Genomic DNA, 17,528 nt, shown 5'->3' with positions numbered 1-17,528 from the left:
GACGCCGATGTGTCTTGTGTCAGCCAGTACAACTGGATGGTCTTTCAACGAAGAGGTATTTAAATGATCCCCGTTATCATCGACACCGGTAGCGCTGCCCTCGGCGGTTTCCTGGACACCTTCGGTGCCGCTCTCCACGGAATTGTCAACACCCTGTGGACGGGATCCTTCGGCGGCCGCTGAATCAACGTGATGGTCGAGTGATCGACCGGGTCTCGCGCCGCTGAGCGCGATTCCGGAGAGGGCCCCGCACCCCAGTGGTGCGGGGCCCTCCTCGTGCGGTCAGCGCGCTTGCGCGTCGACGTCCAACCGGGCGATCTCGGCCGCGACCTGATCCGGATGAGTCAACTGGGGGTAGTGGCCGGTGCCCTCGATAACGATCGGTTCGTGCGGCACGGCCACCGAGAGCGGGTCCTCGGCGCCGACGACGATCCGCACCGGCACAGTGATCCCCGCCAGCAGTTCCGTCAACTCGTGTCGCCGAGCGGCTGCGCTCGCCCGTCGCAGCGCCGCGACCGTGCGCGCTGCCACTCCTGGCCGCCGCAAGTTGGCGGCGGCGGCTGTCGCGGGGCCTACGGGTATACCCAGCCGAGCTGCCAAGGTGGCGGCCGACATTCGCCGCAACGCCACCGCGGTCAGCGGGGAACGCAGCAGCCAACCGGTGGGCGGCTGAAGAAACGCGGGCGACACCAGGACGACGCCGGCGATGCGCTCCGGATGCGCCGCGGCGTACCGCAGCACCGGACCGCAGCCGAGTGAATGACCGACCAGCACCGGACGACTGCGCACGGAACTCATCAATCGCGGTAGCACGTCATAGATGTCGCCGGGGGCCGACCGTCCGAGACCGGGCAGATCGGCGACCAGGCTCGGTGCTTCGAGTGCCGCCCGCACCGCCACCCAGGAGTCGCCGTCGAGAGGCAGCCCGGGCAAGAGCACATACGCGGGATTCTCCCGATCCCCGGAAACCCAAGTGCCGTCCGCGAATCCGGCGGTCGGATCCGCCTCGACGGCGCCGAACCGGCTCGACACCAGGTGATCGGCCCAGGTGCGCAGCACGGTCTCGGTGTGCGGCATGGTGATTCCGGCCCGCCGCGCGACCTCCTCGGCGGCCGTGGTGTCGTAGCGGTCGTCGGCGATGAACGGCAGCGACTCGGGGTCGGCGCCGGTGAGCGCTCGCGGCAGCTTCTCGAGCACACCGACCGGAATCGAGAAGCGCGGCGCACGCACCCCCAGATGTCGCGCGAGCAGCCGAATCAGGTCCGGCAGCACCGGGGTTCGGGGATCGAGCACCGTGAAGGATCTGCCCACCGTGTCGTCCTGGCTCGGCAAGGCGGTCAGGAAGGTCGCGAAGTAGTCCAGATCGACTATCGGAAGGAAGGTTTCGCGGCCGCCGGGGATCGCTGCGAGCCTGCCGTGCCATAGATCCGCGACAATGCTTGCGAGCCCGACGTATTGGCCGGGACCGAGCACGCTGCTCGGGTTGGCGATGGTGAGCGGAGTGCCGCGCTCGGCGGCCCGCCGCCGCAGCATCGGGTCCGACTCGACCTTGGAGGCCTCGTAAGCCCCGCGCTCGTGGTGCCGTTCGCCGAAGTCCTCGACGGTGACGCGATAGCCGGTGATGTGGACGACGCGCCGCAGGGCAGGCAGTTCCGCCGCCCAGTCGAGCACGTTGAGCGCGCCGGTCACGTTCACCGCGTACGCATCGTCCTTGTCGAGGCCGAAAGCGAAACGCGCCGCACAGTTGTAGACGTCCTGGATGCCGGAGGTGTCGAGCTCGGCAGGCAGGCCGAGATCTTTCGCGGTGATGTCACAGGGCACGACGCGGAGCCGGGTCTGGTCGACGGCGCGCGACTCCAGCCATCCGGCGAGCCGGTTCTCGCTTCCCGGCCGCAGGGCGGCCGTGACGGTCCCGCCTTGCTTCAGCAGCTGTTCGACTACGGCGCGGCCGATGAACCCGGCGGCGCCGACAACGAGGCTGGCGGTCAATACATCTCTCCTTAATAGACTGGTCTACATATTCTGTAGACCTGCGAAAACCTGTGGCACAACGCCGAATCGGATCAGAGCATCGTGCGAATCGTCCGCGCCACCCGCTCGAGCGGCTCGCGGCTGCGCTGCGCCCGCGCCAACAGCAAAGCGCCCTCGATCATGGCGAGGACGGCCGCGGCCAAGTCCGCCGCGTCCGAGCGGCCGTCGGCCTGCAATCGAATGCGCAGCGCCTGCTCCCATGCCGTGTACGCGGCGGCGCATTCGGCTTGGATCGTGTCGTTCGCCGCGGAGACGTCGAGGGTGACCGTGGCGACCGGGCAGCCCTGGTGCCAGTCGGAGGCTTCCAGCCGATCGCCGAAAGCGGCGAGCAAGCTGGTCGCCGCAGCCGCGGTGTCACCGGGCGCGACCGCGTCGATCAGCGCGGTGATCTCGTTGCCCGACTGGGCGACGGCTGCCGCGACGAGTTGGTCCTTGCCGCCGGGGAAGTGGAAGTACAGCGAGCCGCGCGGTGCGCCGCTGGTCTCGATGATCTGGTTGAGGCCCGCGCCGAAGTAGCCGTGCTTCTCCACCAGTCCGCGGGTGGCGTCGATCAGCTTGCCGCGCGTCTCGGTTCCTTTGGCGCCCATGCCGCAACAGTAGACCGGTCTGCATAATTTGACCAATGGGTCATACTGACGACGGCCGCCTTACCAGGGGGTAGCACATGCCGAAACGACGCCCACTAAGCTGATCGGCGGTAATTGCCGACCCCTTTCCCCAGGAGTACTCCACAGTGAGCCAAGCAGGCCGTCCTGTTGTCCTGATCGCCGACAAGCTTGCCCAGTCGACCGTCGACGCGCTCGGTGACGGAGTCGAGGTTCGGTGGGTCGACGGCCCTGACCGCCCGGCTCTACTCGCCGCGGTCCCCGAAGCCGACGCACTACTCGTGCGCTCCGCGACCACGGTGGACGCCGAGGTGCTGGAGGCGGGCAAGAACCTGAAGATCGTCGCGCGCGCCGGCGTCGGCCTCGACAATGTCGACGTGCCCGCGGCCACCGAGCGCGGTGTCATGGTCGTCAACGCGCCGACCTCGAACATCCACACCGCCGCCGAGCACGCCGTCACGCTGCTGCTCGCTGCCGCCCGCCAGATCCCGGCCGCCGATGCGACGCTGCGTGAGCACACCTGGCAGCGCAGCAAGTTCAACGGCGTCGAGATCTTCGACAAGACCGTCGGCGTGGTCGGCCTCGGCCGCATCGGCCAGCTGTTCGCGGCCCGGCTCGCCGCTTTCGAGACCAAGATCGTCGCGTACGACCCCTACGTGTCGCCGGCCCGCGCCGCCCAGCTCGGCATCGAGCTGCTGAGCCTGGACGAGCTGCTCGAGCGCGCCGACCTGATCTCGGTGCACCTGCCGAAGACCCCGGAGACCAAGGGCATCATCGGCAAGGAAGCCATCGCGAAGACCAAGCCGGGCGTCATCATCGTCAACGCGGCGCGTGGCGGCCTGGTCGACGAGCAGGCGCTCGCCGATGCCATCAAGTCCGGCCACGTGCGGGCCGCCGGCCTCGACGTGTTCGAGACCGAGCCGTGCACCGACAGCCCGCTCTTCGAGCTCCCGCAGGTCGTGGTGACCCCGCACCTCGGCGCGTCCACCTCCGAGGCGCAGGACCGGGCGGGCACCGACGTCGCCAAGTCCGTATTGCTCGCGCTCGCCGGGGAATTCGTGCCCGGTGCGGTGAACGTCACCGGCGGCAGCGTCGGCGAAGAGGTCGCGCCGTGGCTCGACATCGTGCGCAAGCAGGGCGCGCTGCTCGGCGCGCTGTCCGACGAACTGCCGGTCAGCGTCGAGGTGCAGGTGCGTGGTGAGCTCGCCGCGCAAGACGTTGCGGTGCTGGAACTTTCGGCGCTGCGCGGCATCTTCTCCGCACTGGTCGAAGACCAGGTCACCTTCGTCAACGCGCCGACCCTGGCCAAGGAGCGCGGCATCACCGCACAGGTGAACACCGTGTCGGAGAGCCCGAGCCACCGCAGCGTCGTCGACCTGCGCGCGGTGTTCGGCGACGGCCGCACCCTGAACGTGGCGGGCACGCTGACCGAGCCGCAGCAGGTGCAGAAGATCGTCAACATCAACGGCCGCAACTACGACATGCGCGCCGAGGGCCTGAACGTGGCCGTGCTGAACTACGAGGACAAGCCGGGCGCGCTCGGCAAGATCGGCACCAAGCTCGGCGAGGCCGGGATCGACATCCTCGCCGCACAGCTGAGCCAGGACGTCGACAAGGAAGGCGCCACGGTGATGCTGCGCGTCAACCGTGAGGTGCCCGCCGACGTGGAGTCCGCGATCGCCGAATCCGTCGGTGCCGCAAAGGTCGTCGTCGTCGACCTGTTCTGATCGAATGCCCGGACGCCGCGCACCGATCGGCACCGCGCGCACGACATCGTGCGCGGGAGCCGAAAAGGTGCGCGGCATCGGGAAATAGGGGCACTGAGCGCGGCCGGTTACGGTGCGGCCGGCGATATTGAACGGAGCGTTGTTGCAATGAAGCTTGCTGTCATCCCCGGCGACGGCATCGGGCCCGAGGTGATCGCCGAGGCGCTCAAGGTGCTCGACGTGGTCCAGCCCGGTGTCGAGCGGACCGAGTACGACCTCGGCGCCAAGCGCTACCACGCGACCGGTGAGATCCTGCCGGACTCGGTGCTGCCGGAGTTGCGGCAGCACGACGCGATCCTGCTCGGCGCGATCGGCGATCCGTCGGTGCCGAGCGGCGTGCTCGAGCGCGGGCTGCTGCTGCGTACCAGGTTCGCGCTGGATCATCACGTGAATCTGCGGCCGTCCAAGCTGTTTCCGGGGGTGACCAGTCCGCTGGCGGGTACCCCCGACATCGATTTCGTCGTCGTCCGCGAGGGCACCGAGGGGCCCTACACCGGTACCGGCGGCGCGATCCGCGTGCAGACGCCGCACGAGGTGGCGACCGAGGTCAGCACCAACACCCGCTTCGGCATCGAGCGCGTGGTGCGCTACGCCTTCGCCAAGGCGCAGGCCCGCCGCAAGCACCTCACACTGGTGCACAAGACCAACGTGCTCACCTTCGCGGGCTCGCTGTGGCAGCGCACCGTCGATGAGGTCGCGGCCGAATTCCCTGATGTGGCAACGGCTTACCAGCACATCGATGCCGCGACCATTCACATGGTGAACGATCCGGGCCGGTTCGACGTGATCGTCACCGACAATCTGTTCGGCGACATCATCACCGACCTCGCCGCCGCGGTGAGCGGTGGCATCGGCCTGGCCGCCAGCGGCAATATCGATGCCTCCGGCACCAACCCGAGCATGTTCGAGCCGGTGCACGGCAGCGCCCCCGACATCGCGGGCCAGTCCAAGGCCGACCCGACCGCCGCGATCCTCTCGGTGTCGTTGCTGCTCAACCATCTCGGCAATACCGAGGCGGCCGCCCGCATCGAATCCGCCGTCGCCAAGGACCTCGCCGCGCGCGCGGGCTCGGCGTCGACGGTCGAGATCGGCGACCGCATCGCCGCCATCGTCTGAGCGAAACCCCCACGAGGTCCCGTGCCGGAGCACTTCCGGTGCGGGACCTTTCGGGTACGTGTGAAACGCACGTGGCGTGGTAACCATGGATTGAGTCCATGACGTGTGCCGCACCAAGCCGCCTGTCGATGGATCACCTGGTGAGACGGAGGTTCGGTGAACGGACGGCGCGGGAAGCAGCGGCCACAGGTCGGCCCGTATGCCGGGCTGGACCTGCGCGATGTGCCCGGCGGCGGAAAGGGTTTCGAGCTCGAGGACGGCTGGCTGGTCGAGGTGAACACCGGCGCGCGGCACAACCACGTGACGCAGCGGCTCGGCCGGTTCATCGATGCCGGTGCCGTCGGTGCGGCGGTACAGCTCTGCGTCGGCAGCGGCTGGGAGGTCAGCACGCGCAGCGGGGTGCGCAAACCCGACATCATCGTGATTCCCCGTGAGGTCGCCAGGGCCGCCGTGGTCGCGGATGTGCCCAAGCGAGTTCCCGGGTCCGAGGTGCGGCTGGCCGTCGAGGTCATCGCGCCGGGCAGCGGGACCGAACGCACCGATCGGGTGCGGAAGGTGCGCGAGTACGCGGCCGTCGGCATTCCGCAGTATTGGATCGTCGAGCATCAGCCCGAGGTGCTGGTGCATCGGATGGTGTTGGGCGACGGCGGCTATGGCGCCGACCCTGTTGTCGGTTCCGGCAGTATCTTCGATGCGGTCGTCGACGCCGACAAGCCGTTTCGGGTCACCTTCGATCCCGCTGCGCTGCTTGCGGTTTGAGACCGGCCGGGATCAGCCCTTGCCGCGGTGGCGGCTCGGGCGATGACTGATGCCGACCGCGCGGCGGACGAACGCGACTGTCTCCGGGGCGATCTCGTCGAGCGGACAGCCCGCATCGATGCGTTCGATGGCCCGCGCCAGTGCGCCGTCGATCAGATCGGCGGTCAGTTCGGGGTTCGCGTTGCCGAGGGCGGTCAGCGCCGCGCGCAGGGGGGCGGCCAGTTCGTGGTGCGCGTCGGCCAGGTCGCGCCGGGCGGTCTCGTCGCGGGGCAGGATGCTGCCGAGCACGGCGATGCGGTGGGCGCCGGATGCGGCCAGTGCCAAGGTGGTTCGCACGTAGGCCTCGACTTGGCCCGCAGCGGTCTCAGCCCGTTCGACCGTATCGCGCAGGCGCACGCCCCATTCCGTCAGCGCGTCCGCCACGATCCGGAACAGGATTTCGTCGCCGGACCGGAAGTATTTGTAGACGCTGCTGCGCGCGAGCCCCGCGGCCGCGCCGACCGTGGCGGGCGTCACCGCCTGTGGGCCGTTCTGTAGCAGCACCATGCGGGCGGCGTCGAGCAGGGCACGTTCCTGGTTCGCTCGGTGTTCGGCGACGGTTGGTGCGTCGATCCTCGGCATCGGGCTCCTGGTCCTGATAGCGACGGAATGTCTCCATACTACGCCTTGGCGACAGGGTGTCGCTAAATGCGACAGGGGTGGGGGCTGCGATGTAATCGGCAACGGCGCGCGTGGTCGCGGCAGGTGTCGTGTTCAGTGGGCTGAATGGTGCATTTGTACTAAAAGTGTTGTGGCCTAGTCGTTCCCGACCTTCCACAGTGATGGTCGTCGCATCGGCCCGCGGGTCGATGGCTCGGATAGGGCGTCAATCCGTCAGGGCTGGACGGTTATTGGGTGCGGCCGGTAGGTACCAGGGGGACGGCGGCCACCGCCAGCGCGGCGGCAACCAGGTAGGCGGCGGCGAAACCGCTCGTGCTGATGAGCGCGCCGAACACCGGCGGGACCGCGGCCATCGCCAGATTCTGTCCGGTGTTCTGGATGCCGAGGCCGCGGCCGCTCCAGTAGGGACCGGCGATCTCGGCGACGGCGGTGAAGGCCAGTCCGTTGTCGGAGACCGTGATCACCGAGGCGGCGACGAGCAACGGGATTGCGGCCCACCAGATGTGAGTCGCCGCAGCCAGTGCCAACCCGGCCATCGACAGCACGGCGGCGATGGCGACGGTGCGCAACGGGCCCAACCGGCTGCCGACGTGATCGGACCAGGCGCCCGCGCCGATTCGTCCTGCGGCACCCAGGATTTGAGTCGCGGTGACCAGAATTCCCGCGGCGGCCAACGACCAGCCCACGTCGCGGTGCAGCCACAGCAGTGCGAAAGTCCACACGGTGCCCTGCGGTATGACCAGCAGCACAGAGACCGCATGGATACGCCACAGTGTCGAGTCGCCGCGATATGGATTGGCGCGCAACGCCGCATCGGTGCCGGTGCCGGCGGGGCGCGGTGGATCGATGATGCCGATCAGGCAGCCCACCGCGGCGATGCCTGCCATTATCGTCGGTACCAGAATCGCCGCGGGCACACCGTATGTGGCCGCGACGGCGGGCACGGTCAGCGCGCCGACGGCGACGCCGAGCGGTTGGGCGGTCTGCCGAATTCCCATGGCCAGCCCCCGTCGATGCGGTGGGAACCAGCCGACGATGAGGCGACCGCTCGCCCCGTTGGTGCTCGCGGCGCCGATGCCGCCGAGGAACAGCAGTGCGCCCAAAGCGATGTCGTGGGTGGTGGTCGACGCCGCGATGCCGGCGGCCAGCATCAGCAGTGGACCTCCGATCAGTACTTTGCGTTCACCGATCCGATCGACCACGTACCCCCACGCGATCAGTGTGCAGACCAATCCCAGTGTGGGCATTGCCACCAGCAGTCCCGCGGTGGCCAGCGGCATACCCCGGTCGGTCAGCGCGGGCAGCAGGAAGGCGACACCGTGCACGAAGACCGCGCTGGCGGCCTGCGCGAAGACGCCGAGGCCGAGCATGGACCACCGTCGAGCCTCCTGGATCTGCGGGACGGTAGCCATCGACCTCACCTCGTATCTCATTATTTGGGAATGTGATCCCATTGAGTGAACGGCGAGGCTTACGTTACACCGGACGGGCAAGTGGATTACGGGCAGTGGATGTCGGTCTGCTCACAGTCGGCGCAACCCGCCGGTGCGTGGCCGCGCGTACCGCTCGGTTGGGCGCGTTCGGGCAGGTGGAAGCCGGTCGATAGACTGCCCGGCATGCGTCTAGGTCGAGTAGCCAGTCCCGATGGGGTCGCGTTCGTCAGCATCGAGGGGGACGGAAGCGACAGCATCGCGAAGGAAATCGCGGAACACCCGTTCGGTACGCCGACATTCACCGGGCGGAGCTGGCCGCTGGCCGATGTGCGCCTGCTCGCGCCCATCCTGGCGAGCAAGGTGGTGTGTATCGGCAAGAACTACGCGGCGCACGCGGCCGAAATGGGCGGGCCCGCACCGGAAGATCCGGTGATCTTCCTCAAGCCCAATACCTCGATCATCGGGCCGAACGCGCCGATCATTCTGCCGCCCAGCTCCTCTCAGGTCGACTACGAGGGCGAGCTCGCCGTCGTCATCGGCCGCCCGTGCAAGGACGTGCCCGCCGCTCGCGCGCTGGACGTGGTGCTCGGCTACACCGTCGCCAACGACGTGACCGCGCGCGACCAGCAGCGCCATGACGGCCAGTGGACCAGGGGCAAGGGCTACGACACCTTCTGCCCGCTCGGCCCGTGGATCGAAACCTCCTTGGATCCCTCGGATCTGGAGATCGTCACCGAGCTCGACGGCGAAGTCCGCCAGCGCAGCCGCACTTCGCTTCTACTGCACGACATTCCGAAGCTCATCGAATGGATCAGCACGGTGATGACCTTGCTGCCCGGTGACGTGATCCTCACCGGGACGCCCGAGGGCGTCGGCCCGGTCCAGGCCGGCCAGCAAGTGTCCGTGACCGTGGAGGGCATCGGCACCCTCATCAATCCCGTTGCCGCCAAGCACCGCTAGTGACTGCTTGCCGGTCACTGGTAATGGTCAGCTAGTCGAAAGAGAGCCATGACTGAAGTACGGGTCCGCTTCTGCCCGTCGCCGACCGGGACGCCGCACGTCGGCCTGATCCGCACGGCGCTGTTCAACTGGGCCTACGCCAGGCACCACGGTGGAAAGTTCGTGTTCCGCATCGAAGACACCGACGCGGCACGGGATTCCGAGGACTCCTACCGCGCGCTGCTCGACGCGATGCGCTGGCTCGGCCTCACCTGGGACGAGGGTCCGGAGGTCGGCGGCCCGTACGAGCCGTACCGCCAGTCGCTGCGCAAGGATCTGCACCTCGATGTGGTCCGGCGCCTGCTCGAGGCGGGGGAGGCCTACGAATCCTTCTCCACGCCAGAGGAAGTCGAGGCGCGTCATCGCGCGGCAGGCCGTGACCCGAAGCTCGGCTACGACAACTACGATCGCGAGCTCACCGCGCAGCAGATCGAGGCGTACCGAGATGCCGGGCGCCCCGCGGTGATTCGCCTCCGGATGCCCGACGAGGACCTCAGCTGGCACGATCTGGTGCGCGGCGAGACCACCTTCAAGGCGGGCACCGTGCCGGACTTCGCACTCACCCGCGGCACCGGCGATCCGTTGTACACGCTGGTCAACCCGGTCGACGACGCCTTGATGAAGATCACTCACGTGTTGCGCGGTGAGGACCTGCTCTCCTCGACGCCGCGCCAGCTCGCGCTCTACGGCGCCCTGCGCCGGATCGGCGTGGCCGACTTCACGCCGGAGTTCGGTCACCTGCCGTTCGTCATGGGACAGGGCAACAAGAAGTTGTCCAAGCGCGATCCCGAGTCGAATCTGTTCGTCCATCGGGACCGCGGATTCATCCCGGAAGGTTTGCTGAATTACCTGGCACTTCTCGGCTGGAGCATCGCAGACGACCACGACCTGTTCACCATGGCGGAGATGGTTGCTGCGTTCGACATATCGAAAGTAAATTCGAATCCGGCCAGATTTGATCAGAAGAAGGCCGATGCGCTCAACGCTGAGCACATCAGATTGCTGGAACCCGCTGATTTCAGCAACCGACTGCGTGAGTACCTGACCCAACATGGTCATATCGGTGCCGAAATCGATGAGAAGATCTTCGCCGCGGCGGCCGAACTCGTGCAGACCCGGATCGTCGTCTTGTCCGATGCTTGGGAACTGTTGCGTTTCCTGTTGGCGCCCGCCGAACAATTTGCGATCGACCCCGCCGCGGGAGCCAAGAATCTCGGCGCCGACGCAACCCCGGTATTGCAAGCTGCTATTACTGCGCTGGAGCCACTCGCGCAGTGGTCGACATCCGCTATAGAAGAAGCGCTGAAAACCGCGCTGATCGATGAACTGGGCCTCAAACCGCGCAAGGCATTCGCGCCCGTGCGCGTCGCGGTGACCGGATCACACATCAGCCCGCCACTGTACGAGTCGCTCGAACTGCTCGGCCGCGAAGCAAGCCTCGCGCGGCTGCGCTCCGCGCTGGAGTGGTCGGCAACTGCCTGAAAACGGCGAAACAGGCCGAAAACAAGGCTTTGACCAGGCGATTTGTAGTTAACCCGTAGCCGTTTGGTACTCTTCTTCTCGGCTCGGAACAAGGCCTCGCAGTCACCCAGACGCGAGGCTGAAAGACCTGGTCATTGGGGTATGGTGTAATTGGCAACACAGCTGATTCTGGTTCAGCCATTCTAGGTTCGAGTCCTGGTACCCCAGCGGAGAGATTGTTGTCGAGATCGGTTGCGCGGCCGAAATCAGTACAGCAGCTGGCGATTTGGTCGCCACGCTCCGGCCAGCTAAGCTAGCCGAGCCTCCTGATCGAAAGATCAACCAAAGGTGCTCCTCGTGCAAACGAGAAGCAGTCCTGGCCCCGTCGTCTAGCGGCCTAGGACGCCGCCCTCTCAAGGCGGTAGCGCGGGTTCGAATCCCGTCGGGGCTACACAGATGCAAGGCCTATGCCCATGGGGCATGGGCCTTGTCTGTTTCGCAATGTTTTTTGGGGGTGCAACCCCCAAACCCCGCCCGGCGGGCTTCGCCGCCCCGGACCCCCGGCCGAGAGGCTTCGCCTTCGGCGCGCATGGGGGCGGTGAGGTGGGGATCGTTCGGTTCGGCGATGTTGTCTGCCTGCGGTGGTAGCCGCACTACGTTTTGGGATACGCACTGCTTTCGGGCGTCCAGAGTTGGTGCGGATCCCTAGAAGCGGTGCGGATTTTGTTGGCGAGCCTGCACGGTCTCGTTACGAGCCGTATCTCTGCGGGGCGGGGGCGGCCTCGTTGGGAGGCACGCAGACTCCGTGGCATCCGCGCACCCAGTCCACGGTGGACGGGTGGCGGAGACGGTGTGCGGCTTCGGCTGCGGGTAGTCCCCGGGGGCGGAACGGTGGCCCGAGTACAGCGAAGGCCCCCCGGTCGGTGACCGGAGGGCCTTTTTCGGCTGCGGGGGTTATCCGCTCTTGCGGCGGAATTCGCGCTTGTGGCTGGCGCTGCCGTGGGTGGCGTTGGCGCCCTTGGAGCGGCCGTCGAGGTGGTCGGCGGTGCGGGCGTTGTGCTGGTTTTTGCGGTCGAGCGCCTCTTTGAACTTGCGCTTCAGCTCGTCGGCGCTGGTGCCCTCGGTGTTGCTCGAGCTCGGGGAACTATCCGGTTCCGTCATCGCCGTCTCCTCGTGGTGGCGGCCGGGCGCCGCGGAAGAGTTCCAGCGGGTTTCGGCCGATTCGTGTCGAACGGTTCGACGTTAGTCGCCGGAGGGGGGCGATGTCAGGTCGATATCGGGGTGCGTCGGGGGGCTGTGCCGCAACGCATAGGCGGGTCAGTCGAGGTATTGGGCGGTGGTGCCGCCCAGGGGGAGCTGGGGGAGGCCGAGCTTGCGGTGATCCCAGCTGCGAATGCGGTGTGCGACGACGCGGATGGCGGTGCGCTTGTGCAGCATGGCCTCGACCATCGGGCGGACGTCTTCGCTGTACGGGCCGGTGTAGCGCTCCCAGACGCTGACACCGACGGCGTAGAGCTTGTCGGGGTCGTCGATGATCTCGGCGTGGCCCTCGAGGGAGACGCCGCGCAACTGGTCGTAGGTCTGGCCGGCCTCGATCATGCAGGTGATGCGGGGGTCGCGGCGTAGGTTGACGGCTTTCTGCGACTTGGCCTTGGTTTCGAACCACAGCTCGCCGTCGATGAGCGCGTACCACATGGCGGTCAGGTGCGGCGTGCCCTTGGGGCCGATGGTCGCCAGGGTGGCGATGCGGCTGCGCTCCAGGAACTCGGTGATCTCGGTGTCGGACATGACGATCTGTGCCCGTTGGTTGACTCCCATGGACTCACTCTAGAAGGTCATTTCTAGAACGTGTTATAGGCGCTTGTGCAGGGCTTCGGCGGCGGCGACGAGGTCGGCGGCCCAGCGGGCGCCGGGCCTGCGGCCCATGCGGTCGATCGGGCCGGAGACCGAGACGGCGGCGATCACGGTGCCGCCGGCGTCGCGCACGGGGGCGGAAACGCTGGCCACGCCCGACGCGCGTTCGGCCGCGCTCTGTGCCCAGCCGCGCTTGCGCACCTCGGTCAGCGCGCGTTCGCCGAAGACGGCGTCGGCGAGGATGGTGCGTTGCAGGTCGGGATCGGCCCAGGCGAGCAGCACTTTGGCGGCGGAGCCCGCGGTGAGTGGCAGTCGCGCGCCGACGGGGACGGTGTCGCGGAGTCCGACGGGTGGTTCCAAGGCGGCGACACAGATGCGCGCATTGCCGTCCAGGCGGTACAGCTGGACGCTTTCGCCGGTGATCTCGCGCAATCGGGGCAGGATGGCCGACGCGGCCTCCAGCAGCGGATCGGTGGCGCCCGCGGCGAGCTCGGCGAGGGCGGGGCCCGGTCGCCACATTCCGGTGTTGTCGCGGGCCAGCAGCCGGTGCACTTCCAGGCCGACGGCCAGCCGATGGGCGGTGGCGCGGGGCAGGCCGGTACGGGCGCACAGCTCGTTGAGACCGCAGGGGTGCTCGGCGACGGCGTACAACACCGCCACTGCTTTGTCGAGGACGCCGATGCCGCTATGCTGTCTCATAGAACGATACTAGCGTCTCGGATGCTGGGAAATCCACTGCTGGGTGTTCCCCACGCGGAATCTCCCACGGGGCATCCGACCTCGCATATCCGAAAACTTGTGCAGCCGCCCCGCGCTCCCAGCCCGGACCGCGACCGGATGCTCGTCGAAAGGTGATCGAGAAATGGCACAGCCACGCACCATGGCCGAAAAGGTGTGGGAGCAGCACGTCGTAGCCCGCGGTTCGGGCGAGGGCGTCGGGCGCGAACCCGACCTGATCTACATCGACCTGCATCTCGTGCACGAGGTGACCAGCCCGCAGGCCTTCGACGGCCTCCGGGCGGCGGGCAGGCCGGTCCGGCGGCCCGATCTGACCATCGCGACCGAGGACCACAATGTCCCGACCGCCGACATCGATAAGCCCATCGCGGACCCGATTTCGCGCACCCAGGTGGACACACTGCGCCGCAACTGCGCGGAATTCGGTGTGCGCCTGCATCCGATGGGCGATCTGGACCAGGGCATCGTGCACGTCGTCGGCCCCCAGCTCGGCCTCACGCAGCCGGGAATGACGGTGGTGTGCGGGGACAGTCACACCTCGACCCACGGCGCGTTCGGCGCGCTGGCGATGGGCATCGGCACCTCCGAGGTCGAACATGTCCTTGCCACCCAGACACTCTCGCTGCGCCCGTTCAAGACGATGGCGATCACCGTGGACGGCACGTTGGCCCCCGGTGTGACGAGCAAGGACCTGATTCTGGCCGTCATCGCCAAAATCGGCACCGGCGGCGGCCAGGGCTACGTGCTGGAGTACCGCGGCGAGGCGATTCGGGCCATGTCGATGGAGGCGCGAATGACCATCTGCAACATGTCCATCGAAGCGGGCGCCAGGGCCGGCATGATCGCTCCGGACGAAACGACCTATGAATTCCTCGAAGGACGCCCGCACGCGCCGCAGGGAGCCGACTGGACGGCAGCAGTGGCCGCCTGGGAAGCGCTGAAGACCGACGAGGGCGCGGTGTTCGACGCCGAGGTGCACATCGACGCGAGCGACCTGACCCCGTTCGTCACCTGGGGCACCAACCCGGGACAGGGCGCGCCGCTCGGCGAATCGGTGCCGGACCCCGCCCAGATCGCCGATGAGACGGCGCGTGAGTCCGCCGCGAAAGCGCTGCGGTACATGGATTTGGAGCCGGGCACTCCGCTTCGGCAGGTCTCGGTCGACACCGTATTCGTCGGATCGTGCACCAACGGGCGCATCGAGGATTTGCGTGCGGTGGCCGGGATTTTAAAGGGACGCAAGGTCGCCGACTCGGTGCGAATGTTGGTTGTACCGGGGTCGATGCGGGTTCGCGCACAGGCTGAATTAGAAGGACTGGGCGAGATTTTCACCGCGGCGGGCGCCGAATGGCGGCAGGCGGGCTGCTCAATGTGCCTGGGAATGAATCCGGATCAGCTCGAACCGGGGCAGCGCTGCGCCTCGACGTCGAACCGGAACTTCGAGGGCCGACAGGGCAAAGGTGGCCGTACGCACCTGGTTTCCCCGCTCGTAGCGGCCGCGACGGCGGTTCGCGGAACCCTGTCCTCGCCTGCGGATCTGGACTGACCGGACGCGATACCCCTACCGACTCAGGAGAATCAATGGAAGCCTTCACCGTGCACAAGGGGATCGGCGTGCCGTTCCGCCGTTCCAATGTCGATACCGACCAGATCATCCCGGCTGTGTACCTGAAGCGGGTGACTCGCACCGGATTCGAGGACGGACTCTTCGCCGCGTGGCGTAACGATCCGGACTTCATTCTGAACAACGAGCCGTACAACCGGGGAAGTGTGCTGGTAGCGGGCCCGGATTTCGGCACAGGATCGTCGCGTGAGCACGCCGTTTGGGCGCTGTCGGACTACGGCTTTCGGGTGGTGATCTCGTCCCGGTTCGCCGACATCTTCCGTGGCAATGCCGGTAAGGGCGGGCTGTTGGCCGCTCAGATGTCACAGAACGATGTCGAAATGCTCTGGAAGTTGCTCGAGGAACAGCCCGGACTCGAATTGGTTGTGGACCTCGAGGCGCGCACGGTGACCGCCGGAACCGCCGTGTTGCCGTTCGATATTGATGACTACACACGGTGGCGTCTGCTCGAAGGATTGGACGACATCGGGCTCACCCTGCGCCGCAGCGACACCATCGCCGAGTTCGAAAACGCAAGGCCAGCATGGAAACCCACTACCCTCCCGGCACGTATTTCGCAGTCCTAAACACCCCGGGGTGTTAGCTGGATGGCAAGGGGGCCGATAGCTGGACGTGTGCTAAACCACATGAATTTTGGCGTGGCACATAGACTCTTGCCCAAAGTGGGTTTACCGTGGTACCTAGTCGGTCCGACGACGGGCCATTAGTCTGCGGAGGATTCAATGAACAAGGCGGAACTGATCGACGTTCTGACCGAAAAGTTGGGTACTGATAGGCGCACGGCCACCGCGGCAGTCGAGCATGTGGTCGACACCATCGTGCGCGCGGTGCACAAGGGTCAGAGCGTCACAATCACCGGATTCGGTGTGTTCGAACAGCGCAAGCGTGCGGCTCGAGTTGCCAGGAACCCGCGCACCGGCGAAACCGTCAAGGTGAAGCCCACTTCGGTGCCTGCGTTCCGTCCGGGCGCTCAGTTCAAGGCCGTGATCGCGGGTAAGCAGAAGCTCGCCCAGAGCGGTCCCGCCGTCAAGCGCGGCGTGAATGCCCCGGTGGCGGCGAAGAAGGCGGCTGCCAAGAAGACGGCGGCCAAGAAGACCGCCGCCAAGAAGGCCACCCCCACGAAGGGCCCGGCCAAGACCACGGCGAAGAAGGCCGCCAAGAAGGCGCCCGCAAAGACCGCTGCTCGCAAGACGACTGCGGCCAAGGCTCCCGCCAAGAAGACGGCTGCCAAGAAGACGGCCGTGAAGAAGGCGCCTGCCAAGAAGGTCACCGCCGCCAAGAAGGCGCCGGCCAAGAAGGTCACCGCGGCCAAGAAGACGGTCGCCAAGAAGGCTCCGGCCAAGAAGTCGGCCGCCAAGAAGGCGCCCGCTCGCGGTCGCCGCTAGATACTGCGCCAGTACGGTATTGGCGCCGGGTGACCGGTCGTGCGGCCGAATCACCCGCTGTACCGATCGAACACGGCCCCGGAGGATGCCTCCGGGGCCGTTTCGGTTGTCTGGGGCTGTCTTTGAGGGGGCTGTTCCGGTGCTGCCGGTGGCAGCGGTCAGGACTTCACGACGTCGGAGTTCAGCGAGCGGTCCAGATGGTCGGCGGCGACCAGCTTGCGGTCGACGAACGACAGCACCCACACACTGCCCTTGCGGTTGCGTGCGGACGGCAGCGTGATGCCGTCGCGCTCGGCCCACCAGCGCAGCAGATCCGGAATCACCTTGCCCTGACTGCACACAACGGGCACCTCGGTCTCCGACACCAGTGCGACGACCCGTTGCCGCGCCTCGTCCTGCGCTGCGGCATAACCGGTTTCGGACAGCAGCGGTTCGAGCGTGATCTCGACGCCGAGCTTCTCGGCCAGCGGTGTCACCGTCTGCACGCAGCGCACCGGATCGGCCGAGTAGATCTCAGATGCCCCGAACGCCAGCAGGTTCGAGACCAGCGCTCCTGCTTGGGCTTGGCCCGACCGATCCAGTGGGCGCAGCGGGTCGGGACCGGAGAAGCGGTCTCGCCGACCGGCTTTCGCGTGCCGCACCAACAGCAGCGTGCGGGTTTCCGGTGGCAGCCGGGTGAACGCGCGCAGCACCTGCCGATCCATCGGGTAGGACAGCTGGTCCATCACCCGATCCAGCGGATACCAATTCAGCACGTCCACTTCATCATTGGCGGTGAACTCGCCGCCCGCCACCTCGGCCGCCCAGTAGTCGACCCGCTTCAGCTTGCGGTGTCCGGGCACCGGATAGGTGACGTGCCCTAGGTAGCGGCCCAGCCTGCAGTCCAGACCGGTCTCCTCGCGGACCTCACGGACCGCGGCGAGCACCGGCGTCTCGCCGGGATCGAGCTTGCCCTTGGGCAGCGACCAATCCTGGTACTTCGGCCGGTGCACGACGGCGATCTCCACGCCGCCGTTCGGCGCTCGCCGCCACAGCACCGCGCCCGCAGCGTGAATGTTGGCGGTAACACGGGGATCCCAGAAGGGGCCCCCTTCCAT

Annotated in this window: 16 protein-coding genes and 2 tRNA genes; 10 read left to right on the top strand and 8 right to left on the bottom strand. The window is 67.1% G+C overall.

Going from position 1 to position 17,528, the window contains the following annotated elements; genetic code table 11:
- Positions 1 to 282: 282 nt before the first annotated feature.
- Both DMB37_RS10620 and DMB37_RS10615 read right to left on the bottom strand, forming a co-directional pair.
- Positions 283 to 1,989: an alpha/beta fold hydrolase gene (locus DMB37_RS10620; protein WP_135232551.1), complete on the bottom strand. Its 1,707-nt coding sequence runs from the start codon at positions 1,987 to 1,989 to the stop codon at positions 283 to 285.
- Positions 1,990 to 2,063: 74 nt separating this feature from the next.
- Complete coding sequence (locus tag DMB37_RS10615) at positions 2,064 to 2,618, bottom strand: TetR/AcrR family transcriptional regulator (protein ID WP_135232550.1); 555 nt, start codon at positions 2,616 to 2,618, stop codon at positions 2,064 to 2,066.
- Positions 2,619 to 2,764: 146 nt separating this feature from the next.
- Here DMB37_RS10615 and serA point away from each other — a divergent pair, with 146 nt between their 5' ends.
- The 3 genes from serA (at position 2,765) to DMB37_RS10600 (ending at position 6,277) form a co-directional block, all read left to right on the top strand.
- The gene (serA, locus tag DMB37_RS10610; protein WP_135232549.1) at positions 2,765 to 4,363 is read left to right on the top strand and encodes a phosphoglycerate dehydrogenase; all 1,599 of its coding nucleotides are present in this window, start codon (positions 2,765 to 2,767) and stop codon (positions 4,361 to 4,363) included.
- 147 nt (positions 4,364 to 4,510) lie between these two features.
- On the top strand, positions 4,511 to 5,518 hold the full coding sequence (locus DMB37_RS10605) for a 3-isopropylmalate dehydrogenase (protein ID WP_107658478.1): 1,008 nt from the start codon (positions 4,511 to 4,513) through the stop codon (positions 5,516 to 5,518).
- A gap of 156 nt (positions 5,519 to 5,674) precedes the next feature.
- Entirely contained in the window at positions 5,675 to 6,277 is a 603-nt protein-coding gene (locus tag DMB37_RS10600) for a Uma2 family endonuclease (RefSeq protein ID WP_240772324.1), read from the top strand.
- 12 nt (positions 6,278 to 6,289) lie between these two features.
- Here the strand turns inward: DMB37_RS10600 and DMB37_RS10595 are convergent, their stop codons facing one another.
- Together DMB37_RS10595 and DMB37_RS10590 are read right to left on the bottom strand one after the other, a co-directional pair.
- Entirely contained in the window at positions 6,290 to 6,898 is a 609-nt protein-coding gene (locus DMB37_RS10595) for a TetR/AcrR family transcriptional regulator (RefSeq protein WP_135232548.1), read from the bottom strand.
- Between the two features lie 266 nt (positions 6,899 to 7,164).
- Positions 7,165 to 8,349, bottom strand: a complete 1,185-nt coding sequence (locus DMB37_RS10590) for an MFS transporter (RefSeq protein ID WP_135232547.1) — start codon at positions 8,347 to 8,349, stop codon at positions 7,165 to 7,167.
- A 204-nt stretch (positions 8,350 to 8,553) separates the two neighbouring features.
- Here DMB37_RS10590 and DMB37_RS10585 point away from each other — a divergent pair, with 204 nt between their 5' ends.
- The 4 genes from DMB37_RS10585 to DMB37_RS10570 all read left to right on the top strand — a co-directional run bounded on the left by DMB37_RS10585 (position 8,554) and on the right by DMB37_RS10570 (position 11,281).
- Positions 8,554 to 9,330 (top strand): fumarylacetoacetate hydrolase family protein, encoded by a 777-nt coding sequence (locus DMB37_RS10585; protein ID WP_107658475.1) that lies wholly within the window; start codon positions 8,554 to 8,556, stop codon positions 9,328 to 9,330.
- A 48-nt stretch (positions 9,331 to 9,378) separates the two neighbouring features.
- Positions 9,379 to 10,851 (top strand): glutamate--tRNA ligase, encoded by a 1,473-nt coding sequence (gltX, locus tag DMB37_RS10580; protein ID WP_135232546.1) that lies wholly within the window; start codon positions 9,379 to 9,381, stop codon positions 10,849 to 10,851.
- Between the two features lie 135 nt (positions 10,852 to 10,986).
- A tRNA-Gln gene (locus DMB37_RS10575) sits at positions 10,987 to 11,058 on the top strand.
- A 150-nt stretch (positions 11,059 to 11,208) separates the two neighbouring features.
- Positions 11,209 to 11,281 (top strand) — tRNA-Glu (locus DMB37_RS10570).
- A 503-nt stretch (positions 11,282 to 11,784) separates the two neighbouring features.
- Here DMB37_RS10570 and DMB37_RS10565 read toward each other — a convergent pair.
- The 3 genes from DMB37_RS10565 to DMB37_RS10555 all read right to left on the bottom strand — a co-directional run bounded on the left by DMB37_RS10565 (position 11,785) and on the right by DMB37_RS10555 (position 13,383).
- Positions 11,785 to 11,991: a DUF5302 domain-containing protein gene (locus DMB37_RS10565; RefSeq protein ID WP_107658473.1), complete on the bottom strand. Its 207-nt coding sequence runs from the start codon at positions 11,989 to 11,991 to the stop codon at positions 11,785 to 11,787.
- 156 nt (positions 11,992 to 12,147) lie between these two features.
- A complete protein-coding gene (locus tag DMB37_RS10560; RefSeq protein ID WP_107658472.1) occupies positions 12,148 to 12,648 on the bottom strand; it encodes a pyridoxamine 5'-phosphate oxidase family protein in 501 nt (166 codons plus the stop codon).
- Positions 12,649 to 12,681: 33 nt separating this feature from the next.
- Positions 12,682 to 13,383 (bottom strand): IclR family transcriptional regulator, encoded by a 702-nt coding sequence (locus tag DMB37_RS10555; RefSeq protein WP_135232545.1) that lies wholly within the window; start codon positions 13,381 to 13,383, stop codon positions 12,682 to 12,684.
- Positions 13,384 to 13,546: 163 nt separating this feature from the next.
- Between DMB37_RS10555 and leuC the strand changes: the two genes are divergently transcribed.
- From leuC to DMB37_RS10540, 3 genes are all read left to right on the top strand, one after another.
- Positions 13,547 to 14,968 carry a 3-isopropylmalate dehydratase large subunit gene (leuC, locus tag DMB37_RS10550; protein WP_135232544.1) on the top strand — a complete coding sequence of 474 codons (1,422 nt, stop codon included), beginning with the start codon at positions 13,547 to 13,549 and terminating at the stop codon, positions 14,966 to 14,968.
- Positions 14,969 to 15,003: 35 nt separating this feature from the next.
- Positions 15,004 to 15,612, top strand: coding sequence for a 3-isopropylmalate dehydratase small subunit (gene leuD, locus DMB37_RS10545; RefSeq protein ID WP_135232543.1), 609 nt, complete (start codon positions 15,004 to 15,006; stop codon positions 15,610 to 15,612).
- A gap of 156 nt (positions 15,613 to 15,768) precedes the next feature.
- The gene (locus DMB37_RS10540; protein ID WP_107658468.1) at positions 15,769 to 16,431 is read left to right on the top strand and encodes an HU family DNA-binding protein; all 663 of its coding nucleotides are present in this window, start codon (positions 15,769 to 15,771) and stop codon (positions 16,429 to 16,431) included.
- A gap of 158 nt (positions 16,432 to 16,589) precedes the next feature.
- Here the strand turns inward: DMB37_RS10540 and DMB37_RS10535 are convergent, their stop codons facing one another.
- Positions 16,590 to 17,528, bottom strand: a complete 939-nt coding sequence (locus tag DMB37_RS10535) for an NUDIX hydrolase (protein WP_135232542.1) — start codon at positions 17,526 to 17,528, stop codon at positions 16,590 to 16,592.

The sequence above is a fragment of the Nocardia sp. CS682 genome, assembly GCF_004634405.1.
Lineage (GTDB): Bacteria > Actinomycetota > Actinomycetes > Mycobacteriales > Mycobacteriaceae > Nocardia > Nocardia ninae.
Note: the sequence above shows the minus strand (reverse complement) of the source record. Positions and strands in the feature narration are given on the sequence as shown.